This window comes from Leucobacter sp. HNU, from assembly GCF_047946755.1.
Classification (GTDB): Bacteria; Actinomycetota; Actinomycetes; order Actinomycetales; family Microbacteriaceae; genus Leucobacter.
This window is the reverse complement of sequence record NZ_CP178837.1, coordinates 3,116,547-3,137,776: the sequence shown is the minus strand read 5'-3', so window position 1 is coordinate 3,137,776 and position 21,230 is coordinate 3,116,547. Positions and strand designations below refer to the sequence as shown.

Below are 21,230 nucleotides of genomic sequence, written 5' to 3'. Positions count from 1 at the left end.
CCCGCGCGGTTCACCGCCACGCCGGGGCGTCCGATCCGAACGGACGGCCCTCCCAGGGGCCGGGGTCCGGCTGCCAGCGGGGCAGGTAGGCCGCTCCCACGATGCCCAGCCGCCCCCACCGGCTCGGCGCGGCGACGGGCTCGAACCCGTCGACCGCGCGCAGCAGCTCCGGGTCGGTCTCGGCCGCGTCGAGGCCGCAGGCGCCGGCGCCGGCGCCGTCGGCGCCGGCTCGCGCTCCGATCAGCGCCCGGGCGATGTCCTCGAGCGCCACCGCGACGTGGCCGGCCCGCGCTTCGGCGAGGAGCGACGCGACGCCCGCGGCCAACAGGGCGCCGGCCGAGTGGTCGAGCGCCTGGGCGGGGAGGCGTCCGGGTGCGCCGTCGCCGTTCGTCTCGCCCTCGATCGCCGCGATGCCGCTGGCCGCCTGCACGAGGCTGTCGAAACCGCGGCGGTCGCCCCAGTCGCCGCAGGGCGCCCAGGCCCGGACCCGGGCCGTGACGATGCTCGGGTGGGAGTCCGCGAGCTGCTCGGGCTCCAGCCCGAAACGCGCGAGCGCGCCGGGCCGGGCCCCGGTGATGACGACGTCCGCCCGCGCGAGCAGCTCGACGAACCGCTCGCGGTCTCCCCGGTCGCCGAGATCCAGCAGCGTCGATCTCTTGCCGCGCCCGGTATCGAGCCACTGCCACAGGGGCTCGGGCCGGGCCGGCGCGTCGACGCGCAGCACGTCGGCGCCGAGGCCCGCGAGCGCGCGCGTCGCGACCGGGCCCGCGATGACCCGCGTGAGGTCGAGGATCCGCACGCCCGCGAGCGGCAGCATCGGGTCGGCGCTCGGCAGCGACCGGCGAGCGCCGGACCGCGCGAGCCGGAGCGGCGCGTCAGCGGGGCCTCGCAACCGCGCCCACGCCGCCGGATCGCGCACCGCGACCGCGAGCCCGCCGGCCGCGTAGACCGCGGACTCGACCGCCTGGGCCGGCCGCTCGGCGATCGCCGCGGCGACGGCCTCGCGGTCCGCCTCGGAGCCGCATCCCAGCGCGGAACGGAGCGCGGCGGCGTGCCAGGGATAGTTGGCGTGCGTCCGCACCCAACCGTCGGCACTGCAGAAGAACCCGGACAGCGGATCCCACGCCGCCGGCGCCCGTCCGTCGAGCCTGCCGAGCTGCTCGCTGCGGAACGAGGCCGCGATCCGCACGGGATCGAGCGGGATCGGGTCGGGTGCGTCGTCGGGGTGCCGCACGGTTCCGTGGACGGCGGCCCGAGCGGTCTCGGCCGCGAGCGCGAACGCACCGACCGCTGCGCGAGCGAGGCCGCCCACCGGCAGCCGTGCGGGGAGCGGCGGTTCGGCGCCGACGAGTCTCGCCGCGGCGGTGCGCGGGAGCCCCAGCTCCCGCAGCACCCCGTCGGCGAAGTCGCTCACTGCCGGCCGCCGTCAGCTCACCAGATGCTCACGCGCTCGGCCGGGTCGAGCCAGAGGGCGTCGCCCGGCTTCGTCCCGTAGGCCTCGTGGAAGGGGGCGAGGTTGCGCACGATCTGATTGCACCGGAACTCGTTGGGCGAGTGCGGGTCGATGGTCAGCAGGCGCACGACCTCCTCGGGGCGGGACTTCTGCTGCCACGCCTGCGCCCAGGCGAGGAAGAACCGCTCGGCGCCCGTGAGGCCGTCGATGACGGGCGAGTCGGCGCCGTCGAGCGCCCGCAGGTAGGCCTTCCACGCGATCTCGAGGCCCGAGAGGTCGCCGATGTTCTCGCCGATGGTGAGCTCGCCGTTGACCGTCTGCCCCTCGGCGCCCTCGGGCGAGAGCGCGTTGTACTGACCGATGAGCGCCTTCGTGCGCTCCTCGAACGCGCCGCGGTCCTGCTCGGTCCACCAATCGGTGAGGCGCCCGTCACCGTCGTAGCGGGAGCCCTGGTCATCGAAGCCGTGGCCGATCTCGTGCCCGATCACGGCGCCGATCGCCCCGAAGTTGGTCGCGGCGTCCCAATTCGCGTCGAAGAAGGGCGGCTGCAGGATCGCGGCGGGGAACACGATCTCGTTGAAGCCGGGGTTGTAGTACGCGTTGACCGTCTGCGGGGTCATGAACCACTCGTCCCGGTCGATCGGCTTGCCGAGCTTGCCGAGCTCGCGCACGAACTCGAACTCGGAGACCCGCCGGGAGTTGCCGACGAGGTCGCCCGCGTCGACCGCGAGCGACGAGTAGTCGCGCCACTTCACGGGGTAGCCGATCTTGGGCGTGAACTTCTCGAGCTTGTCGAGCGCCCGCTCGCGGGTCTCGGGGCTCATCCAGTCGAGCTGCCGGATCGAATCGCGGTAGGCCTCGATGAGGTGCCCGACGAGCACGTCCATCTCCGCCTTCGAGTTCTCGTCGAAGTGGCGCTCGACGTACAGACGCCCGACGGCCTCGCCCATCGCGCCCTCGACGAAGGAGACTCCGCGGCGCCAGCGGTCGCGCTGCTCGGGCGCGCCCGTGAGCGCGGTGCCGTAGAACTCGAAGTTCGCGCGCGAGATCTCCTGCGAGAGCAGCGCGGCGGATCCGCGGACGAGCGCCCAGACGAGCCACGCGCGCCAGGCCGGGAGCTCCTCCTCGACGAGCAGCTCGGCCAGGCCCGCGAGGGCCTCGGGCTGCGCGGCGACCACCTCGGCGAACGCGCTCTCGGGCGCCCCCATCGCGGCGAGGTACGCCGACCAGTCGAGCTGCGGGGTGATCTCCTGCAGCCCGGCGAAGGTGCGCAGGTTGTAGAGCTTCTGGATGTCGCGGCTCGCGACGGTGTCCCAGTGCGACGCCGCGATCCGGCGCTCGAGGTCGTAGGCGAGGCCCGCGAGGCGATCGGCCTCGCTCACGCCGACCAGGTCGAGCATGCGTTCGATGTGCGCGACGTACTGCTCGCGAATCCCGGCGAACTGCTCCTCGCGGTAGTACGACTCGTCTGGCAGGCCGATACCGCCCTGCATGACGAACGCGATGTAGCGCGAGGGGTCGCCCGGATCGTTGTCGATGTACATGCCGAAGAAGCCGCCGAGGCCCTGCCGCTCGAGTTCGGCGGTGACCCGCACGAGTTCGGGGATGGAGGAGACCGCGAGCACGCGTGCCAGGTCGTCCCAGATGGGCTCGGCGCCGAGGAAGTCGACGCGGCTCGTGTCCATGAAGGAGGCGTAGAGCGCGGCGACCTTGTCGGCTTCGGCCTCGGCGCCGCCCTCGATGAGGCCGGGCTCGGGCGCCTCGGTGCCGGTGATGATGTCGCGGACCGCCTCCTCGGCATTCTCGGCGAGCACCGCGAAGGAGCCGTAGCGGGCCTTGTCGCCCGGGATCTCGGTGCGATCGATCCACTTGCCGTTGACATGGCGGAACAGGTCGTCCTGCGGGCGGACCGCAGGGTCGAGCTCGGTGAGGTCGATGCCGGAGATGGGGGCTGCGTTGCTCATGCGACCACCCTAGCCACAGCCGCCGACAGGCGACCGAGCCGCCGCCGATGTCGGCGCCCGGCACTAGCGTGGGATCCATGTCCGCTCCGCTCTCCGACCCGCGCCCGGCGCCCCGGGGCGCTCGGCGCGCGATCGACGGAAGAATCGCCTCGCTCGCGATCCCGGCGCTCGGCGCGCTCATCGCGGAGCCCCTGTTCCTCATCGTCGACTCCGCGCTCGTCGGGCACCTCGGCGCAGGTTCCCTGGCCGGTCTCGCCGTGGCGAGCGCGATCCTCCAGACCGCCGTCGGCCTCATGATCTTCCTCGCCTACGCCACCACTCCCTGGTCGCCCGACGTCGGGGCGCGGGCGACCTGCGGGGCGCGGTGCAGGCCGGCGTCGACGGGCTCTGGCTCGCGCTCGCCATCGGCGCGGTCGTCGCCGCGCTCCTCTGGGCGGCGGGTGGACCCCTCGTGGACGCGTTCGGCGCGGCCCCCGACACCGCCGCGCAGGCCCGGACCTACCTCACGGTCTCCTGCCTCGGCATCCCCGCCATGCTCGTGGTCTTCGCCGCCACGGGCCTGCTGCGCGGCATGCAGGACACGAAGACCCCGCTCGCCGTCGCCACCATCGGCTTCGCCGTCAACGCCGGCCTCAACTGGCTGTTCATCTACGGCTTCGGCTGGGGCATCGGCGGCAGCGCCTGGGGCACCGTCGCGGCGCAGTGGGGCATGGTCCTCGTCTACGTCGTGGTGGTCTCCCGCCACGCACGCGCGCACGGTGCCAGCCTGCTGCCGCACCGCGACGGTCTCGGGCACGCGGGGCGCAGCGGCGGGTGGCTCTTCGTGCGCACGCTCGGCCTCCGCGCCGCCCTCCTGCTCACCGTGGCCGCCGCCACGAGCCACGGCACCATCGCGACGGCCGGGTACCAGGTCGTCTTCACGGTGTTCTCGACCGCCGCGTTCGCGCTCGACGCCCTGGCGATCGCGGCCCAGGCGCTCGTGGGCGACGCGCTCGGCAGACGCGACGAAGCCGGTGCGCGCGCGGTCGTGCGCCGCACCCTGTTCTGGGGCGTCCTGTGCGGCGCGGTCGTCGGCCTCGTCCTGATCGCTTCGAGTCCCGTGCTCGGCCGCGTGTTCAGCAGCGACCCGCGCGTGCTCGAGATCCTGCCGCCCGCCCTCGTCGTGCTCGGGCTCTCACTGCCGCTCGGCGGACTCGTGTTCGTGCTCGACGGGGTGCTCATGGGTGCGGGCGACGCCCGCTATCTCGCCTGGACCAGCCTCGTGAACCTGGCCGTGTACCTCCCGGTGCTCTGGTTGCTCACCGTCGCCGCCCCCTCCGGCACACCGGCGCTCATCGCCCTCACGGCAGGATTCACCGTGGTGTTCATGGCGGCGCGCGCGCTCACCCTGTGGCTGCGCGCACGCGGCGGCCGCTGGATCGTCCTGGGCGTCTGAGCCGGAGCCGCGCATACTCGAATCGTCCCCGTCCACCGCCGCCCAGCACTCCCCGACCCGACCGACAGGAGCACCCCGATGACCCTTCAGATCCGCCTCACCCAGGTCTTCGTCGCCGATCAGGACCGCGCCAAGGCCTTCTACACCGAGAAGCTCGGCTTCCTGCCGAAGCACGACGTTCCCGTGGGCGACGCTCGGTGGATCACCGTCGTCTCGGCGGCCGACCCCGAGGGGACCGAGCTGCTGCTCGAACCGAACCAGCACCCGGCCGCGCAGGCGTACACCGCCGCGCTCCTCGCCGACGGGATCCCCGCGGCCCAGTTCGCCGTCGACGACGTGCAGGCCGAATACGACCGTCTCAGCGCGCTCGGCGTCCGCTTCGCGCAGGAACCGACGACCATGGGCCCCGTGACCACGGCCGTGCTCGACGACACCTGCGGCAACCTCATCCAGCTCATGCATCACGCGGGCTAGTCGGGCACGGGCTCCCCCGACTAGCATCGGAAGACTGCCCGCCACAGGCCATCCGTGCCGCCAGCGGCCCCGAGCGCAGGAGTCCCGCCGTGTCCCAGCCCGCACCGCACTACGCCCACTCGCCCCGCGTGTGGGTCGGCGGCGTCCTCGCGATCTTCACGGTGTTCGGGCTCGGCTTCGGCTCGTGGCTGAGCCGGCTCCCGGCCACCCGCGATCACCTCGGCGCCAGCACCTTCGAGATGAGCCTCATCGGCCTCGGCATCGCCGCGGGCTCCGTCATCGGGCTCCTCATCTCTGGGCGCACCGTCACCTGGCTCGGACCGCGGCGCACGCTGACCGTCGGCGCGATCGTCCAGGCCATCGCGATGCCGCTCGCGACGGTGCTCTTCTGGACCGGGTCGGTCGTGCCCGGCGTCATCTGCCTCTTCATCTACGGGTTCTCGTTCAGCACCTCCGACGTGGCCATGAACGTGAGCGGCGCGGCGGCCGAACGCGCGCTCGGCCGCCCGCGGATGCCCGCCCTGCACGCCGGATTCAGCCTCGGCAGCGTCAGCGCCATGGGGCTCGGAGCGCTCGCCGAGAAGCTCGGCATCCCGGTGCCCGTGCACGTGTCGATCATCTTCGCGCTCGTGCTCTCCGTCGCGCTCGTCGCGGTGCGGTTCGTGCCGCACGACGAGCACGCCGCGCTGCGCGCCACCGAGACGGCGACCGCGGCCTCGGCGGTCACGGGATCGATCCCCGTCATCCCCGCGGGCGCTCCGGCCGAACCCGCGCCGCGCCGCAGCCCGTGGCGCGACCCTCGGATCCTCTTCATCGGTCTCATCACCCTGAGCATGAGCCTCGCCGAGGGCGTCGCCGCCGACTGGATGCCGCTCGGGCTCGTCGACGGCCGCGGCATCGCCAACGCGACGGGCACCCTCGTGCTGGGCGTCTTCTTCGTCTGCATGACCACGACCCGCTTCGCCGGCGCGGCGCTCCTCACCCGTTTCGGTCGCGTGCCCGTGCTCCGCGGCGGCGCCCTGCTCTGCACCGTCGGCGTGGTCATCGTGATCCTCGTGCCCGCCGTCTGGGCGTCCGTCATCGGTGCGGCGCTCTGGGGCATCGGCTGCGCGCTCGGCTTCCCCGTCGGCATGTCGGCCGCGGCCGACCGACCGGCGACCGCGGTGCGCGACGTCGCGACCGTGTCGGCGATCGCCTACACCGCGTTCCTGCTCGGCCCGATGATGATCGGCTTCCTGGGCGAGCACTTCGGCCTGCTGCCGGCGTTCTGGCCGCTCGCCGCGATCGTGCTGCTCTCGGGCCTCGTCGCCTCCGCCGCGCGCGAACCCCGCACGACCGCCCCGTGATCGACGGGTAGGCTGTTCCGGTGCGAATCGTGGTTGCTGACTGCTCTGTTGACTATGCCGGGCGACTCTCGGCGCACCTGCCGCGCGCGACCCGCGTGCTCATGCTGAAGGGCGACGGCTCGATCCTCGTGCACTCCGACGGCGGCTCCTACAAGCCGCTCAACTGGATGAGCCCGCCCTGCTCGCTCGAACAGCTCGAGCTCGACGACGAGCGCCGCGACGCCGGCATCGTCGAGCAGTGGCAGGTGGTGCACAAGAAGACCGCCGACAAGCTCGTCGTCTCCCTGTTCGAGATCATCCACGACTCGAGCCACGATCTCGGTGTCGATCCCGGACTCATCAAGGACGGCGTCGAGGCGCACCTGCAGGAGCTCCTGGCCGACCAGATCGAGCTCCTCGGCGACGGCCACACGCTGGTCCGTCGCGAGTACATGACGGCGATCGGACCGGTCGACATCCTCGCCCGCGACGAGTCCGGCGCCTCGGTCGCCGTGGAGATCAAGCGGCGGGGCGAGATCGACGGCGTCGAGCAGCTCACCCGCTACCTCGAGCTCATGAACCGCGACCCCGTGCTGGCCCCCGTGCAGGGCGTGTTCGCGGCTCAGGAGATCAAGCCGCAGGCCCGCACCCTCGCCGAGGATCGCGGGATCCGCTGCCTCGTGCTCGACTACGACGCGATGCGCGGCATGGAGGACCAGAACACGCTGTTCTAGCGGATCTTCGCGGCCCAAGTCTTCTTTGAATGGCCGTTGTATCGTACGTCAAAGAGCTGGGTGCCATGCCCCTCGCCCAAAAGGAGAGCCCTCAGGCCCGAAGCACCTTGAAAGCGAGCAAGAGTAGCCCCGCTGCAAAACATCAGCATTGAACAACAGCGTATGCACCTGTGGACGTGCGCTCTTGCACTACCTTCCCGTTGCGCTCCACCTGACAAGTGATTGAATCACCATCTAGGCTCTGCGCGTTAAAGTTCGCGGATCCCGTAGACCCTCGAAATTTCTTCTCCCATGGCAGCATCGCTGCGGTGTCCTGCTCGATGCTAAACCCACCAGGGCGGGCCCAAGTGACTGCAGCCGATGACCCATTCCCAATAACGCGATAGACGGTCTCATCAGGTGCGCTGGTCAGCGTAATCCTGGTGGTGGCCGCAACGACGGTTCCAGGAGGGGCGCTCTGTTTGAGGATTGGACGCGAATTTGACCCTTCGAACTGCGGTTCGGAGAAGTCTGCAAGCGCCTCCTTTGCCTCCTCGTAGGTCTTCCCAACGACGTTTGGCACCTTGTAGCCCGTTGTGAGCTGAACGACTGTGAATGGTTCGAGAAGCGTCCCGGCTTTGATGCTCATCGAAGCTACATAGGGCCCTGACCCAACAAGTTCAGGCTCCAGCCCGAGGCCAATCAGAGCGGTCTCGGCCGCATCACTCGCGGCACCAACCGAGTTCGGCATCACGAGCTTTGGAACGCTGAACCCGATCTCTACGGTGGCACCCGCTTCCACGGTGCGCCCAGGGGCGACACTCTGTCTGTCTACTTTCCATGCCGCCGGAGTTCGTCTCGACTCGTACTTGGTAGACAGTTCGAGTTGAGCCTCATCAACCGCTTCTTCAGCTTCCTCTTGAGAAAGCCCCGTGAGGTTGGGAACTTCCACCCCGCGCCCTACAAGCGCTACCTCTACTACCTCGCCAGCTCTCACAGCACTACCTGCGACTGGGCGCTGAGAAGCAATGCGAATATTGCCGCTCCGTAGTCGCTTTTCCAGTCCACTCCCGGTGGCGTCCAGCCGTAGATCAAGGTTTTTTGCGAGTCCCCTGGCTTCTTCCGGGCTCTGTCCCACTAGGTCAGGAACCGTGCGCCTCTGAGAAAGCTCCCAGATGCCCCACCCTGCGGCAGTCGAGACAGCTAGGGCAGCGGTCACAACAGAAACTATGAACTTTGGGCTCCGCTTTCGACGACTGGTAGCAACAGCTCCAGGGTCCGCGGCGCCCCCGTTGCTCTTCAGCTCAGGCACTCGCCACTCTCCTCAGTGTGCAGGCAATCACTTGCCCTATCGATCGGCGCTCCGTTACGCCCATAGGAACAGAAGTCAGCAAGCAAGACGACATCTCGAGATACTTGCTCACATCAGTGAGCTTGGCATATGCATGACATGTAAGCCAATTGCAAACATGCGTCTACCAGCACGTGAGATCTATGCCATAGGTTCACCTGAGCCAAGCACTGGCTGGAACGCAAAGCTCCCCTGGCACAAGGAGCCGAAGCCAACCCCATCGATCTGGTGTCCCACCATGCACCTTTTCAACGTGATTGGCTGCTTTGGAGCCGGCCAGGGACCGAAGAGCCCCTCCACACACAGCGGACCTGGCCCCTTTCGCCCCAGGAGACAGGTTCTTCCATGTAGCAGCAAACATCAGCTAGCATGCTGGGCGCTGCAGGACGCTTCGGCCTCCCGCATCAGCCAACGCCTCGACTTCGTCGGGGCGTTGTGTACTTTCGGCCTTTCGGGCCGTGCTCCTAGGCTGGACGCATGACCGTCTTCGCCGGAATCCTGCTGCTCGTCAATGCGCTCTACAACGCCGTCGTCTGGCCCCGATTCTGGAAGCGCGTCAGCCAGGATCCCCGCGCCCGCGACGCGCACGGCAGGGCGACGAGGTTCCTCACCGTGCACGCGGTGCTGATCGGCGTCGCGCTCGTCATCGCAGCCGTCTCGGCCGTGGCCGGGGTCCTGCTGCTCGCCCAGTAGCGGCGCCTCGGCCCGCGCCGCACTCAGTCCGCGCGGACCCCGTCGAGGATGATCCCGACGCCCCGGGCGAACGAGGCGTCGAGCTCCACCGGCGACGGACCGTCGGGGAGCACGCCGAGCTCGCGCGCCTGCAGCTGCGTCTGCGTGGACTGCGCGTGTCCGAAGACGTAGAGCAGCAGCGTGCGCGCGCCGTCCTCGCCGAGGAGCTCGCCGAGGCGGCCTTCGACCGCCGACGCACCGAGGCGGAACGCCGACGCTGTCGCGACCACGTCGGCGCCGTCGCGGATCCCGAGCAGCGCTCGCCGCAGGTCCGCGCAGATCTCCGCCGGATCGTCGCCGCCGAGGTCGACGGCTCCGACGATCTCGTCCGCCATGAGCGCGAGCAGGCTCTGCTTGTCGGCGACGTGATGGTAGAGCGCGCTCGGCTGCACGTCGAGCTCCGCCGCGACCCGTCGCATGGAGCAGAACTCGAGCCCCTGCGCGCCGAGCACGCGCAGGGCGGCGGCGACGACATCGGAGCGGGAATTGCGCATGGCCGAATGCTACATGCCGACACCTGAACACCGTTCAGGTAATGTGAACACTGTTCAGGTGCCACCGCGGCGCCGACGACGGCGCGCACGGCGCCGCCGCGAAACGTAGGATCGGAGCCGAGATGACCCAGCCCGCACCGCAGCCCGAGGCCGCGCACCCCCAGCCCGAGACGCACGAGCGTGCTCGGGTGCGCCGGCGCTCCAGCACCGCGACCGACCTGGCTCTCATCGCCGGCTTCGCCGCGATCATCGCCGCCTGCGCGCTGCTGCCCGCGATCCCCATCGGTCCCGTGCCGATCACGCTGCAGACGTTCGCCGTCATGCTCGCCGGAGCCGTGCTCGGCGCCCGCCGCGGCTTCCTCGCCGTGCTGCTCTACCTCGCCCTGGGTGCGATCGGCCTCCCGGTGTTCTCGGGCGGTGCCGCCGGTCTCGGCGTGTTCGCCGGCCCGACCGTCGGCTATCTCGTCGCGTTCCCGTTCGCGGCGTTCCTCACCGGCTTCATCGTCGAGCGCCTGCCTCGTCGCAGCATCGCGACGAGCATCCCGCTGATCCTGCTCGCGGGCCTCGTCTCGAGCTTCGTCTTCATCCACCCGCTCGGCATCCTCGGCCTCACGCTCCGCGTCCCCATGACGCTCGACCAGGCCTTCGCCACCGACCTCGTGTTCTGGCCCGGCGACGTGATCAAGAACCTCCTGATGGCCGCCGTCGCCACCGGCGTGCACCGCGCGTTCCCCGACCTGCTGCCCCGCCGCGCCCGCCGCACGGCGCGCACGACGACCCCCGCACCCGCGGCACCGTGATCGCGTTCGACGGCGCCGAGGTCGCACTGGATCCGGACCGTGCCGGCGAGGGGCCGGTCCGGATCCTGCACCCGCTCGACCTCGTGCTCGCCGAGCGCCGCATCGCCGTGATCGGGCCCAACGGCTCGGGCAAGTCCACGCTCGCGAGACTCGTCAACGGCCTCGTGCTCCCCACCGCGGGTGCGGTGCGGGTGCACGATGCTTCCGGGTCGCCGCTCGACACGATCGACGACGGGGCGAAGGTCCGCCGCCGCGTCGGCTTCGTCTTCACCCAGCCGGCCGCGCAGCTCGTCATGCCGACCGTGCTCGAGGACGTGGCGCTCTCGCTGCGCCGCGAACACCGCAGGCGCGCCGACCGCGACGCCGCAGCGCTCGCGGTGCTGGAGCGCTTCGGCCTCGCCGCGCTCGCCGACCGCAGCGTGCACACCCTCTCGGGCGGCCAGCAGCAGCTCCTCGCGATCGCGAGCGTGCTCGCCGCGGGCCCCGGGATCCTCGTCGCCGACGAGCCGACGACCCTGCTCGACCTGCGCAACGCGCGCCGCATCGGCGAGCTGCTCCTCGGCCTGGATCAGCAGCTCGTCGTCGCCACCCACGACCTCGAGCTCGCCGCGCAGTGCGACCGCGCCCTGCTCGTCGAGGGCGGGCGCGTGATCGCCGACGGCGATCCCGCCGACGTGATCGCGCACTACCGGGCGACGGTGTGAGGCCGTGACCCGTCGACGCGGCCTCTTCGCGGTGCCCGGGCCCCCGATCGGCGGCTACGTGCCGGGCGGCGGCCCCCTGCACCGGATCCCGCCGGGACCGAAGCTGCTCGCACTCGCGGCCTTCGCGATCGCGATCGTGGTCACCCAACAGGCGCTCGCCCCGATCCCGGCGCTGGTCGGCGGGCTCGCCGCGCTCGCCCTGAGCCTCATCGCCGCCGCGGTCGCGGGCCTGCGCGGGCGCCGGCTGCTCCGGGTGGCGCTGGGCTTCGCCGTGGTGGGCGCGCTCGTCCTCGCGTTCCAGGCCTGGCAGCACGGCCCGATCCGGGCGCTCACCGTGACGAGCGGGCTGTTCGCGCTCGTCATCGCCGCGTCGGCCGTCACCGCGTCCACCCGGGCGGAGGAGATGGTCGACGCGATCACCCGCGGCCTGCGGCCGTTCCGCCGCCTCGGCGTGGATCCCGATCGGGTCGGGCTCGCGTTCTCGCTCGCGTTCCGCGCCCTGCCGGAGGCGTTCCGCATCGCCGCGGAGTCGCGCGACGCGGCACGGGCCCGAGGCCTCTCGCGGAACCCGCGCGCCTACGCGACCCCGCTCGTGATCCGCATGGTGGCGCACGCCCGCGCCACCGGAGCCGCGATGCAGGCCCGCGGGCTCGGCGACGACTGATCGGCGAACGTAGAATCGAGGGCATGGCCGACGCCCCGAACCCCGACTCGCAGACCCCCGAGGCCCCCGAGGAGGCATCCGCCGCTCCGCGGGTTCCCGAGGGCCTCACCGCCGATTACGAGAACGCCGAAGCCCGCGAGGCGCTCGACGCGCTGCAGGCGACGCCCGACTACGAACGCCTCGCCGCGTTCCTCTCGGCGCTGCGCGAGGGCTACCTCGTGGCCGACGTGACGGGCCAGGGCGGCAGCGGATCCAAGAAGCCGAAGCGCGGCGGCACCCGCATCCGCACCATCCGGTCGACGAAGGGCCAGCTCGTGCTGCCCCTCTTCACCTCGATGGCCGAGCTGCGCACGGCGGTCCCGGCCGGCAAGAACGGCGAGGCGGCGAAGGGGCGGTCATGCCGGCGCTCGACGCCCTGAGCCTGATCCGCTCCGACCGCTTCGTCGCGGCCGAATTCGATGCGGGCACCGCGAAGCTCGTCGTGCTCCGCAAGTACATCGAGCTGGCGCTCTCGGAGGATCCGATCGACGCGGCCGTGCTCGAGGGGCTGCGATAGCCGCAGGCCCCGAGCACGCGGAAGGAGATTCGGGCTCGGAAGGAAGCTCCCGCGGGGGATCTCCTTCCGAGCCCGAATCTCCTTCTCAGCGCGGAGCGGCTGCGGGAGCCTACTCGACTTCGACCGCCTTGACCTTGAACGCCCGCACGATCTGGATGACGCCGAGGATCACGAGCGAGACGCCGCCGAAGATCCACAGGTAGACCGCGCCCCAGATCGGGGTGAGCATGAGCGAGAAGCCGGCGAGGATGCTGATGATCGCGAAGATGATCGTCCAGGCGCTGTTGCCGCTCTTCTTCAGCGTGCTCAGGGCGAAGATGCCCTCGAACAGCCACATGATGCCGATCGCGATCGCCGCGAACAGGGCGAGGAACGCGGCCGAGGCCGCGAGGTTCGCCATCACGACGATGCCCGCGATCACATAGAGGGCGCCGAGCACGATGTTTCCGGTGCGCGCCCAGCCGCTCAGCGTCTTCGAGAAGATCGCCGTGCCGAGCGACACCACGCCGGCGCCGACCATGTAGACCGCGAGGATCACGGCAGTGACCTGCAGCGCGATGGCGCCGGACTTCAGCGGGTTGACGAGGATCAGGATTCCGACGATCAGCGCGATCAGGCCGCCGAGACCGAAGATGACGCGGATCGCGTCGACCGCGTGCCGTTCGGTGGAGGTTTCGGGGGTGGACATGGTGTCTCCTTTGCAGCGGGACGCCGATACCTGTGCGGCACCGGACCTGCTCCCATTGTGTCCGAGGACCTCTGCGGGCGGGAGAGCCCCGCCGAAGAGCGTCGGGCCGGCCGCGGATGCGGCCGGCCCGACGCGAGCGAACGGAGCGGTCAGCGGATCTCGCCGTTGAAGGTCCACTGCGTGCGCGGGACCCCTTCGACGGTCACCCAGGTGTCGGGGCGGGCCCCGTTCGCCGGCGTGCAGTGCGCGGCGACGACCTCGTCGATCGCGACCGCGAGGCGGCGGGCGAGTTCGGGATCCTCCTGGAGCCGGTGCTCGAACAGCTTGACGGTGACGAGTGGCATGCGTTCCTCCTAGGCCCAGACCCGTTCGATGCGGGCGCGCCGCTCGGCGCGCGCCGCGAGCGCCTGCTCCATCGTCACGGGCGCGAAGCGCACCGCGGCCCCCGGGGCCATCCGGGCGAACAGGTCCATGTCGGCGCTGATCACGGTTCCGGCCTGGGCGTAGCCGCCGCCCGAGACCGCGTCGCAGTGCAGCACGATCGGCTGGGTGCCGCCGGGGATCTGGATCGATCCGACGGCGTAGCCCGCGTCGGTGATGTTCGACGGGTCCTGTCCGGCGCCGAACGGCTGCTCCTCCTGCTTCCACGGCGCACCCGGCCCGTCGAAGCGCAGCCCCATGCGGTCGGCGACCGGGGTGAGCGTCCACTCCGCCTCGGTGAGGTTGGCGAGCCCCTCCGCGGTGAGCTTGTGATCGTAGAGCCCGAGCAGCACGCGCACCTCGACCTGGCGCTCGTAGCTCGGCAGCCAGGCGTCGGGGATCCGATCGAGCACCGCGCGCTCGTGGGGCGCAGGCGCCCCGACCGGCAGCCGGTCGCCGGCCTGCAGCGCGCGACCCTCGAAGCCGCCGAGCTTGCCGATCGGGTAGGTGGATCGCGAGCCGAGCACCTCGGGCACGTCGATGCCGCCCGCCACCGCGATGAAGTACTTGGTGCCGCCGCGGATCATGCCGAACGACAGCTGATCGCCGGCGGAGAGCGGGAGACGGACGTTCTGCTCGGCGGGCGCGCCGTTCACGAGCACGTCGACCGGTGCGCCGGTGACCGCAACGACGACGTCCTCGTCGGTCGTGAGCGTCGGCCCGAGGTAGGTCGCCTCGAGCACCGCCGCGTCGGGCCCGTTGCCGACGAGCCGGTTCGCGAGGGTCGCGGCGTACTGGTCCATCGCGCCGCCCTGGGGGATCCCGAAGCGGTAGTAGCCGAACCGGCCACGATCCTGCACGGTGGTCGCGAGACCGGGGGTCTGAATCTCAAGCGGCATCGAGGGCCTCCAGGAGTGCGCGGTTGGAGGCCTCGGGATCGGCGAGGGCCTCGGAGAGGGAGAAGGTGACCGGGGCCTGGCGGTAGCGGTAGCTCCCGTCGGCGACGGCGGCCTCGATCTCGCGGTACTCGGCCTCCTCCACGGGGCGGTACTTGACGATGTCGCCCGTGCGGAACAGCACCATGAAGTCGCTGAAGTCGGCGAGGCGCTGCTCCGGATCGAAGATCGGGGTCGGCGTGATCCCGAGCATCTGGTATCCGCCCGCACCGCGCACCGAGTAGTGCGCGGTGAAGCAGCCGCCGATGCCGAGCGTGAGCGGCGGGGTGTCGGTGCGCGGGCTCAGGTACTTGGGCACCTGGAGCTGCCGCTCACGCGGGGTCAGCTGGAACAGGAACGGGAGGCCTGCGACGAAGCCGACCATCGACACGAGCCACGGGGTCTCGTGGTGGCGCCGGATGAACTCGTCCGCGTCGGCGAGGCCGTTCACCTCGGCCGCGTAGTCGAGGTCGGTGCCGGCGGGCCGCTGGTGGAATCCCTCGCGGAACCGGGTCTCGGTCTCGCGGGTGTAGGGATCCGCGTACCAGACGGGCACCTCGATCACCCGCGTCGGCAGCTCGTGCACCGTCGCCCGGCGGACCTCGCCCTCGAGGGCCCGGAGCCGGTCGATGAGCTCCGTGTGGGCCAGGCGATCGGGATCGAAGCGGACGAGCAGCGAGGCGTTCGCGGGACAGATGTCGATGACGCCGTCGAGCCGCTGCTCCTCGAGTCCGTGCGCCATGGTGTTGGCGACGAAGTTCGCCTCGAGCGACATGTCCGGCGCGATCTCGACGAGCAGGAACTCGTCGCCGCCCCAGCTGTATCGGGCCTGTTCGGGCAGGGTCATGACGCGGCTCCCTCCAGCAGTCCGCTCACCGATTCGATGTAGGTCGTGTGGTGCTGCGCTGCGGCGAAGTCCTCGAGCGCGACGAGCCGGCGCATGAGCGGCACCGTCGACTTGATCCCGCTGATCTCGACCTCGTCGAGCGCCCGAGCGGCACGCGCGAGCGCCTGTTCCCGGTTCGGCGCCCAGACGATGAGCTTGCCGAGCAGCGAATCGTAGAACGGCACCACGGTCTGCCCGGCCGAGAAGCCGAAGTCGGCGCGCACGCCCGGGCCGCCCGAGAGGTCCAGCTGCTCGATGCGGCCGGGGCTCGGCATGAAGTTGTTCTCGGGGTCCTCGGCGTTGATGCGGAACTCGAAGGCGTGGCCGTCGAACGAGATGTCGTCCTGGGTGTATCCGAGCTTCTCGCCCGCGGCGACGCGCAGTTGCTCGCGCACCAGGTCGATCCCGGTGATGGCCTCGCTGATCGGGTGCTCGACCTGCAGCCGCGTGTTCATCTCGATGAACGCGACCTCCTGGCGCTGCGGGTCGTAGAGGAACTCGATGGTCCCCGCGCCCACGTAGGCGGACTGCCGCGCGAGTTCGACCGAGGTGTCGCGCATCCGCTGCCGCAGCTCGTCCGGCAGGCCGGGCGCGGGAGCCTCTTCGATCACCTTCTGCTGCCGCCGCTGCATCGAGCAGTCGCGGTCGCCGAGATGGACCCAGGTCTCGCCGTCGCCGAAGATCTGCACCTCGACGTGCCGGGCCGCCGTGACGAAGCGCTCGAAGTAGACCTCGCTCGAGTTGAAGGCGGCGAGCGCTTCGGCCTGCGCGACCTCGACGGTGCTGCGCACCTCCTCGCGCGAGGCGATGCGGCGGATGCCGCGGCCGCCTCCACCCGCCGATGCCTTGACCACGAGGGGATAGCCGATCCCGTCGGCGATCGCCTCGAGGTCGCCGTCGGTGTCGAGCGCGCCGTCGGTGCCCGAGAGCACCGGAACGCCGGCCTCGATCGCCGCCTGCCGGGCACGGGACTTGTCGCCCATGAGCTCGATGGCCTCGGGGGTGGGCCCCACCCAGGTGAGACCCGCGTCGCGCACGCGGCGCGCGAAGACGGCGTTCTCGGAGAGGAAGCCGTAGCCGGGATGGATCGCGTCGGCGCCCGTCTCCGCGGCGGCCGCGAGGATCGCGTCGTGGTTGAGGTAGCTGAGGCCGGCCGGCGCCGGTCCGATCACCACCGATTCGTCGGCGAGGCGCTCGGCGTTGGAGCCGCGATCCCCTCGCTCACGACCGCGACGGTCGCGATCCCCATCTCGCGCGCGGTCCGGATGATCCGGACCGCGATCTCGCCACGGTTGGCGATCAACAGCTTCTTCACTCGTCGCTCCTTCGGTGCTGCTCTGCGTCTGCGTTCGGCGGGGCGGCTCAGTCGATCGTCGCGATGACGTCGCCGGGGCCGACCATTCCGTTGTCTTCCGGCCCGAAGGAGGCGACCGTGCCGGCGACCTCCGCGCGGATCTCGGTGAACTGCTTCATGATCTCGATGACGCCGATGGTCTGGCCGGCCTCGACCGCGTCGCCGACCTCGACGAACGCTGGCTTGTCGGGGGCCGGGCGGCGGTAGAAGATTCCCGGGATCGGGGCGATGATCTGCGTGCTCATGAGGCTGTGCGGTTTCTTTCTCGTGGGGTGGGCGGGCCGCGTCGGTGCGGTGGTGCCGGCGGCCGGGGTTCGGTGGGTCGGTCGTGTCAGAGCGACGCGAGCGCCTCGCGCACGGCGCGGGCGACCTCGATGGCGTTCGGGGTGTCGGAGTGGACGCAGATGCTGCCGAAGCTCATGGGGATGTCGGTCCCGTCCTCGGCGGCGACGACGCCCTCGAGCACCGCACGGCGCGTGCGCTCCGCGGCGGCCGCGGGGTCGGTCGCGTGCGGCTGACGGAGGATGATGAGCCCGCCGTCGGCGTCGTAGTCGAGGTCGACGTAGAGCTCGCCGACGAACTCGACGCCCTCGCGCTCGGCGACCCGCTGGTGGGCCGAACCGGCGATGCCGAAGACGGGCACCCCGTAGTCGCGCGCCACGCGCACGGCGCCCAGCATCAGTTCCTCGTCGCGGGCGAGCATGCCGTAGAGCGAGCCGTGCGGCTTGATGTGGTTGAGCAGGAGGTCGTGCCCGCGCAGGAACCCGGTGAGCGCGCCGACCTGGTAGCGGATGAGGCTCTCGACCTCCGCAGGGCTCAGCTTCATCTCGCGACGTCCGAAGCCGACGAGGTCGGGGAGCCCGGGATGGGCGCCGACGCGGACCCCGTGCTGCTTCGCGAGCGCCACCGTCGTCTCCATGACCGCGGGATCGCCGGCGTGGAACCCGCAGGCGACGTTGGCGACGTCGATGATCGGCATGAGTGCCGGATCGTTGCCGAAGGTGTGGAGGCCGAAGGCCTCCCCCATGTCCGAGTTCACGAGAGCGATGTCACGACGTTGTGTGGTCATGCGGACCAAGCTACGCGGAGGGCTCGGAGCGCCGTTATTATGCAGTTGCACGAATGTCCCTGCGAATTTCAGGCAGATGCGAGAGGCCGAGACGATGCGAGTTTCCGATCTGATCATCGAGCACAGCCTCCAGCTGCGGCTCGAGACCCCCACCGGGCCCAAGCGGCTGTCGCAGGAGATCACGCGCTGCGCGCCCACCGAGCACCTCGACCCGACGCCGTTCCTCGACCCGAACGTGCTGCTGCTCACTGCGGGCATCGGCATGAACTTCTCCGAGCAGAGCATCTGGGACGGCTACGTCGAACGGCTCGCGCGGGTCCCGGTCGCCGCCCTCGGCTTCGCCACGGGGATCGCGCATGCCGAGCTCCCCCGCGGACTCGTCGAGGCCTGCGCCAGCCACGACCTGCCGCTGCTCGAAGTACCGCCGTCGGTCCCCCTGCTCAAGATCGACCAGTACGTCGAGAGCATGCTGGAGGCCGAGCAGATCGCCCGCTACGACCGTGGCTGGTCGCTCGCCGACGAGTGCGCGCGCCTCGCCAGCCGCGGCGCCGAGATCGCCACCCTGCTGGCGGCCGTGTACGCCGCGCTCGAGCTGCCCGTCGCGGTGTACGACGCCTTCGATTCCCTGATCGCCCAGTACCCCGAGAGCGTCACCTGGCGCGAGGGGAAGAACCGCTCAGCCCAGCCGGACGTGCTCTCGATGCCGCTCCCGATGGGCCTCAGCCAGCCCTGCCAGCTGGCGGTGCGCCTCTACGGCTCCGCGTCCGAGATCGAGGCGCTGCTCGCGCCCGTCAGCTCGATCCTCGCCCTCCAGCTGAATCGATCGGTCGCGGTCGACGCGAACAGCCACCACGACATGCAGCGCTTCGTGAACCGCTGCATCGCGTGGTCGGAGGCGACGCGCAGCGACGTCGCCGACGCCTTCCACGAACTCGGGCTGAGCCGCCGGGCCGAGACCTCGCTCGTCGTCGCGGACCTGCGCGGCGAGCACGCCGCGGCCGCGTGGAAGCTCCGGATCGCCCTCCACGACGCGTTCAACGACGTCCGCGTGACCGAGATCGACGACCGGCTCATCGCACTCGCGCAGTTCCCCCGCGACGAGCCCCTGCGCTTCACGGAGCGGCTCGAGCAGCTGCAGCCGAACCTGCCCCTCGTGTTCCGCCCGCCGACCCGCACCATCGACGAGCTGCGGATCGCGCTCGTGCACGCGCTCGATCTCGTGCGGCACGTGGAGCACCCGGTGACCGCGCCGGCCCTGGGCCTCGGCGCCGTCGTCGCGGCCGCCGCGGGTCGCGGCGCGCGCGAGTCCGCTGAGCGCTTCCTCGCCCCGCTCATCGAGCACGACGAGCAGCGCACCACCGAGCTGCTGCCCACGCTCCGCACCTGGCTGCGCAACGACGCCCAGCCGTCGCGCACCTGCGAGGAGCTGTTCATCCACCGCAACTCCCTCAGCTACCGCCTGCGGCGGATCGAGCAGTTGCTGGGGATCCCGCTCGACACGCTCGACGGCAAGGCCACCTGCCTGCTCGCGCTCCGGCTGGTGGATCTCGAACCGTACTAGGCCGCAGGCCCGCTGATTGAGCGAGCGGAGCGAGCCGAAGCACCCGTCATCCTGCGCGACGGAGGAGTCGCAGGATCCTGCGTCTCGTTCCTCGCGCAGGATGACGGGTGCCTGCAGAACGGGTCGATCACCGCGCCGCGTGCGCTCCCACCACCGGGATGAGACCGGTGCGGCTCGTCGGTCGCACCCGCCACAGCAGGGCGTAGACCACGGCGGCCGACACCGCCGTGAGGATCGGCCCCCAGGTCGATCCGACGCCCGCCAGCGCCGGGTTGACGGCGCCGAGCTGCAGCATCGCGAGCCCGATCACGGTGCCCACGATCCAGGCGATGAGGCCGTTGCCGTTGAAAGCGCGGTAGTGCCGGTCCTCGATCGCTGCGTGCTCCTGGTTCCGACCGCCGTCGAGCAGCACGTGGCTGAGCGCGATCGCGACCCACGCGGTCACGAGGACGCCCTGCCAGGCCAGTGCGAGCAGGAGGTACTGCACGATCGGCAGCAGCATGAGCAGGAAGATGATCACGGAGGAGATGAGCACCCAGGCGAGGTTCGGCAGCCGCAGGCGCAGCACCCGCTCGCCGAACGCCCGCAGGTTGGCAGCGCCCAGGTAGTAGTTCGCCGTATTGATGCGGGTCTGGGAGGCGATGATCACGACGAGGCCGAAGATCCCCATCAGGTTCACGATGCCGCCGGCGACGCCCGTCTCCGACACCTCCATGCCGGGGATGGTGAAGGTGAGGAAGATCCCGACGAACGCCGAGAAGCCGTAGGCGAGCACGTAGAACAGGGGGCCGAAGGTGAAGCGCTGGTGGAACTTCACGTCCTTGCGCTTGCCGAGCGCGGCGTAGTCCATGGTGAACATCATCATGATCCAGATGCCCATGTACCCGGCGAAGGTGGCGAGCCATCCGGGGCCGCCCGACACGAAGGGGAGCTCGACCTTCGGTGCGTGGGTCAGCCAGGCGTCCCCGAAGCCGTACACGGCGCCCGCCCAGATCACCGCGGCGATGAGGCCGAAGAAGTACAGCGGCATGAGCCAGCCGTTGAGCTTGTCGAGGAATCGGCGGACGCCGCCGATGATGAGCGGCGTCGAGTAGACGACCACCACGAGGCTCCACAGCCACATGGGGCCGCCGAACGCCGCCATGAGCGCGTAGGCCACGATCGACCCCTCGAACACCGCGTAGTAGATCGCGACGAGGGCGAAGATGATCGTCGCGATCGAGGAGCCCGCGGTGCCGAGGATCGTGCGCGAGAACTGCGCGACCGTGGTGCGGTTGTTGATGGCGTACTTCGACAGCACGGCGTTGATGGCGCCGTAGACGACGATCGTCAGGACGATCCCGATGATCGCGTTGAGCGTGCCGTAGGCGGCGGCCATTGCGGCGCCGATGTAGACGAAGAAGAACGCGCTCGCGACGCCGTACCAGGCCAGCGCGAGGGAGCCGCGGCTCATCTGGTCGTCGTCGTTGCCCTCGCGTGCGAGGGCGTCGGTCGCTTCGACATCGTCGTTGCTCCCGGTGAGATTCAGGCTCACGGTGCATACCTCCATTGGTATTCGGGTGCGCCGGTTCTGCGCAGGCCGGCGCGTCGCTGCGCGGCCGCCGCATCGCGGCAGGGATCTTCGCCTGCGGACCGATCCGCGTCGAAGTCGG

21 protein-coding genes and 2 pseudogenes are annotated in these 21,230 nt (G+C 70.7%); 11 read left to right on the top strand and 12 right to left on the bottom strand.

The window, feature by feature from the left end; all coding sequences use genetic code 11:
• Positions 1 to 10 precede the first annotated feature (10 nt).
• Complete coding sequence (locus AB3K78_RS15260) at positions 11 to 1,414, bottom strand: CoA transferase (protein ID WP_416444641.1); 1,404 nt, start codon at positions 1,412 to 1,414, stop codon at positions 11 to 13.
• Positions 1,415 to 1,431: 17 nt separating this feature from the next.
• Positions 1,432 to 3,417: a M13 family metallopeptidase gene (locus AB3K78_RS15255; RefSeq protein WP_416444639.1), complete on the bottom strand. Its 1,986-nt coding sequence runs from the start codon at positions 3,415 to 3,417 to the stop codon at positions 1,432 to 1,434.
• 77 nt (positions 3,418 to 3,494) lie between these two features.
• Between AB3K78_RS15255 and AB3K78_RS15250 the strand changes: the two are divergent.
• From AB3K78_RS15250 to nucS, 4 genes and pseudogenes are all read left to right on the top strand, one after another.
• A pseudogene (locus AB3K78_RS15250) lies at positions 3,495 to 4,852 on the top strand (MATE family efflux transporter).
• A 78-nt stretch (positions 4,853 to 4,930) separates the two neighbouring features.
• The gene (locus tag AB3K78_RS15245; protein ID WP_416444637.1) at positions 4,931 to 5,326 is read left to right on the top strand and encodes a VOC family protein; all 396 of its coding nucleotides are present in this window, start codon (positions 4,931 to 4,933) and stop codon (positions 5,324 to 5,326) included.
• Positions 5,287 to 6,672 carry an MFS transporter gene (locus tag AB3K78_RS15240; RefSeq protein WP_416447380.1) on the top strand — a complete coding sequence of 462 codons (1,386 nt, stop codon included), beginning with the start codon at positions 5,287 to 5,289 and terminating at the stop codon, positions 6,670 to 6,672. Before AB3K78_RS15245 ends, AB3K78_RS15240 begins: the two co-directional genes overlap by 40 nt.
• 20 nt (positions 6,673 to 6,692) lie before the next feature.
• Complete coding sequence (nucS, locus tag AB3K78_RS15235; RefSeq protein WP_416444635.1) at positions 6,693 to 7,385, top strand: endonuclease NucS; 693 nt, start codon at positions 6,693 to 6,695, stop codon at positions 7,383 to 7,385.
• Between the two features lie 142 nt (positions 7,386 to 7,527).
• Here the strand turns inward: nucS and AB3K78_RS15230 are convergent, their stop codons facing one another.
• Entirely contained in the window at positions 7,528 to 8,676 is a 1,149-nt protein-coding gene (locus AB3K78_RS15230; protein WP_416444633.1) for an MmpS family transport accessory protein, read from the bottom strand.
• A gap of 516 nt (positions 8,677 to 9,192) precedes the next feature.
• Here AB3K78_RS15230 and AB3K78_RS15225 point away from each other — a divergent pair.
• Positions 9,193 to 9,408, top strand: a complete 216-nt coding sequence (locus AB3K78_RS15225; protein WP_416444631.1) for an SCO4848 family membrane protein — start codon at positions 9,193 to 9,195, stop codon at positions 9,406 to 9,408.
• Between the two features lie 23 nt (positions 9,409 to 9,431).
• Here AB3K78_RS15225 and AB3K78_RS15220 read toward each other — a convergent pair whose 3' ends face one another.
• Positions 9,432 to 9,941: a TetR/AcrR family transcriptional regulator gene (locus tag AB3K78_RS15220; protein ID WP_416444629.1), complete on the bottom strand. Its 510-nt coding sequence runs from the start codon at positions 9,939 to 9,941 to the stop codon at positions 9,432 to 9,434.
• 122 nt (positions 9,942 to 10,063) lie between these two features.
• Between AB3K78_RS15220 and AB3K78_RS15215 the strand changes: the two genes are divergently transcribed.
• The 5 genes from AB3K78_RS15215 to AB3K78_RS15195 are packed head-to-tail and all read left to right on the top strand — an operon-like array spanning position 10,064 to position 12,665.
• On the top strand, positions 10,064 to 10,741 hold the full coding sequence (locus AB3K78_RS15215) for a biotin transporter BioY (protein WP_416444627.1): 678 nt from the start codon (positions 10,064 to 10,066) through the stop codon (positions 10,739 to 10,741).
• Positions 10,738 to 11,445: an energy-coupling factor ABC transporter ATP-binding protein gene (locus AB3K78_RS15210; RefSeq protein WP_416444625.1), complete on the top strand. Its 708-nt coding sequence runs from the start codon at positions 10,738 to 10,740 to the stop codon at positions 11,443 to 11,445. The genes AB3K78_RS15215 and AB3K78_RS15210 overlap by 4 nt, the downstream gene beginning before the upstream one ends.
• Positions 11,446 to 11,449: 4 nt before the next feature.
• On the top strand, positions 11,450 to 12,109 hold the full coding sequence (locus tag AB3K78_RS15205) for an energy-coupling factor transporter transmembrane component T family protein (protein ID WP_416444623.1): 660 nt from the start codon (positions 11,450 to 11,452) through the stop codon (positions 12,107 to 12,109).
• Positions 12,110 to 12,132: 23 nt separating this feature from the next.
• Positions 12,133 to 12,528, top strand: a complete 396-nt coding sequence (locus AB3K78_RS15200) for an SseB family protein (protein ID WP_416444621.1) — start codon at positions 12,133 to 12,135, stop codon at positions 12,526 to 12,528.
• Positions 12,507 to 12,665 carry a hypothetical protein gene (locus AB3K78_RS15195; RefSeq protein WP_416444619.1) on the top strand — a complete coding sequence of 53 codons (159 nt, stop codon included), beginning with the start codon at positions 12,507 to 12,509 and terminating at the stop codon, positions 12,663 to 12,665. Before AB3K78_RS15200 ends, AB3K78_RS15195 begins: the two co-directional genes overlap by 22 nt.
• 109 nt (positions 12,666 to 12,774) lie before the next feature.
• Here the strand turns inward: AB3K78_RS15195 and AB3K78_RS15190 are convergent, their stop codons facing one another.
• The 7 genes and pseudogenes from AB3K78_RS15190 to pxpA form a co-directional block, all read right to left on the bottom strand.
• Complete coding sequence (locus AB3K78_RS15190) at positions 12,775 to 13,353, bottom strand: HdeD family acid-resistance protein (RefSeq protein ID WP_416444617.1); 579 nt, start codon at positions 13,351 to 13,353, stop codon at positions 12,775 to 12,777.
• 149 nt (positions 13,354 to 13,502) lie between these two features.
• Positions 13,503 to 13,697, bottom strand: a complete 195-nt coding sequence (locus tag AB3K78_RS15185) for a tautomerase family protein (protein WP_416444615.1) — start codon at positions 13,695 to 13,697, stop codon at positions 13,503 to 13,505.
• A gap of 9 nt (positions 13,698 to 13,706) precedes the next feature.
• Positions 13,707 to 14,672 carry a biotin-dependent carboxyltransferase family protein gene (locus AB3K78_RS15180; RefSeq protein ID WP_416444613.1) on the bottom strand — a complete coding sequence of 322 codons (966 nt, stop codon included), beginning with the start codon at positions 14,670 to 14,672 and terminating at the stop codon, positions 13,707 to 13,709.
• Positions 14,662 to 15,555 carry a 5-oxoprolinase subunit B family protein gene (locus AB3K78_RS15175; RefSeq protein ID WP_416444611.1) on the bottom strand — a complete coding sequence of 298 codons (894 nt, stop codon included), beginning with the start codon at positions 15,553 to 15,555 and terminating at the stop codon, positions 14,662 to 14,664. Before AB3K78_RS15175 ends, AB3K78_RS15180 begins: the two co-directional genes overlap by 11 nt.
• Positions 15,552 to 16,909 (bottom strand): annotated as a pseudogene (locus tag AB3K78_RS15170) (acetyl-CoA carboxylase biotin carboxylase subunit). The gene AB3K78_RS15175 and the pseudogene AB3K78_RS15170 overlap by 4 nt, the downstream one beginning before the upstream one ends.
• Before the next feature lie 47 nt (positions 16,910 to 16,956).
• Complete coding sequence (locus tag AB3K78_RS15165; RefSeq protein WP_416444609.1) at positions 16,957 to 17,193, bottom strand: acetyl-CoA carboxylase; 237 nt, start codon at positions 17,191 to 17,193, stop codon at positions 16,957 to 16,959.
• Between the two features lie 86 nt (positions 17,194 to 17,279).
• Positions 17,280 to 18,017 (bottom strand): 5-oxoprolinase subunit PxpA, encoded by a 738-nt coding sequence (gene pxpA / locus AB3K78_RS15160; protein WP_416444607.1) that lies wholly within the window; start codon positions 18,015 to 18,017, stop codon positions 17,280 to 17,282.
• Between the two features lie 94 nt (positions 18,018 to 18,111).
• On the opposite strand from pxpA, the gene AB3K78_RS15155 reads away from it, so the two are divergent.
• A complete protein-coding gene (locus AB3K78_RS15155; RefSeq protein WP_416444605.1) occupies positions 18,112 to 19,578 on the top strand; it encodes a PucR family transcriptional regulator in 1,467 nt (488 codons plus the stop codon).
• 127 nt (positions 19,579 to 19,705) lie between these two features.
• Here AB3K78_RS15155 and AB3K78_RS15150 read toward each other — a convergent pair whose 3' ends face one another.
• On the bottom strand, positions 19,706 to 21,112 hold the full coding sequence (locus AB3K78_RS15150; protein ID WP_416444603.1) for a purine-cytosine permease family protein: 1,407 nt from the start codon (positions 21,110 to 21,112) through the stop codon (positions 19,706 to 19,708).
• Positions 21,113 to 21,230: the final 118 nt, after the last annotated feature.

What these genes read in the sequence shown, in the direction of transcription:
- AB3K78_RS15255 (WP_416444639.1), bottom strand. Translation starts at nt 3,417, where the DNA reads ATGAGCAACGCAGCCCCCATCTCCGGCATCGACCTCACCGAGCTCGAC.
- AB3K78_RS15245 (WP_416444637.1), top strand. Translation starts at nt 4,931, where the DNA reads ATGACCCTTCAGATCCGCCTCACCCAGGTCTTCGTCGCCGATCAGGAC.
- AB3K78_RS15225 (WP_416444631.1), top strand. Translation starts at nt 9,193, where the DNA reads ATGACCGTCTTCGCCGGAATCCTGCTGCTCGTCAATGCGCTCTACAAC.
- AB3K78_RS15220 (WP_416444629.1), bottom strand. Translation starts at nt 9,941, where the DNA reads ATGCGCAATTCCCGCTCCGATGTCGTCGCCGCCGCCCTGCGCGTGCTC.
- AB3K78_RS15215 (WP_416444627.1), top strand. Translation starts at nt 10,064, where the DNA reads ATGACCCAGCCCGCACCGCAGCCCGAGGCCGCGCACCCCCAGCCCGAG.
- AB3K78_RS15200 (WP_416444621.1), top strand. Translation starts at nt 12,133, where the DNA reads ATGGCCGACGCCCCGAACCCCGACTCGCAGACCCCCGAGGCCCCCGAG.
- AB3K78_RS15195 (WP_416444619.1), top strand. Translation starts at nt 12,507, where the DNA reads ATGCCGGCGCTCGACGCCCTGAGCCTGATCCGCTCCGACCGCTTCGTC.
- AB3K78_RS15190 (WP_416444617.1), bottom strand. Translation starts at nt 13,353, where the DNA reads ATGTCCACCCCCGAAACCTCCACCGAACGGCACGCGGTCGACGCGATC.
- AB3K78_RS15185 (WP_416444615.1), bottom strand. Translation starts at nt 13,697, where the DNA reads ATGCCACTCGTCACCGTCAAGCTGTTCGAGCACCGGCTCCAGGAGGAT.
- AB3K78_RS15180 (WP_416444613.1), bottom strand. Translation starts at nt 14,672, where the DNA reads ATGCCGCTTGAGATTCAGACCCCCGGTCTCGCGACCACCGTGCAGGAT.
- AB3K78_RS15175 (WP_416444611.1), bottom strand. Translation starts at nt 15,555, where the DNA reads ATGACCCTGCCCGAACAGGCCCGATACAGCTGGGGCGGCGACGAGTTC.
- AB3K78_RS15165 (WP_416444609.1), bottom strand. Translation starts at nt 17,193, where the DNA reads ATGAGCACGCAGATCATCGCCCCGATCCCGGGAATCTTCTACCGCCGC.
- pxpA (WP_416444607.1), bottom strand. Translation starts at nt 18,017, where the DNA reads ATGACCACACAACGTCGTGACATCGCTCTCGTGAACTCGGACATGGGG.
- AB3K78_RS15155 (WP_416444605.1), top strand. Translation starts at nt 18,112, where the DNA reads ATGCGAGTTTCCGATCTGATCATCGAGCACAGCCTCCAGCTGCGGCTC.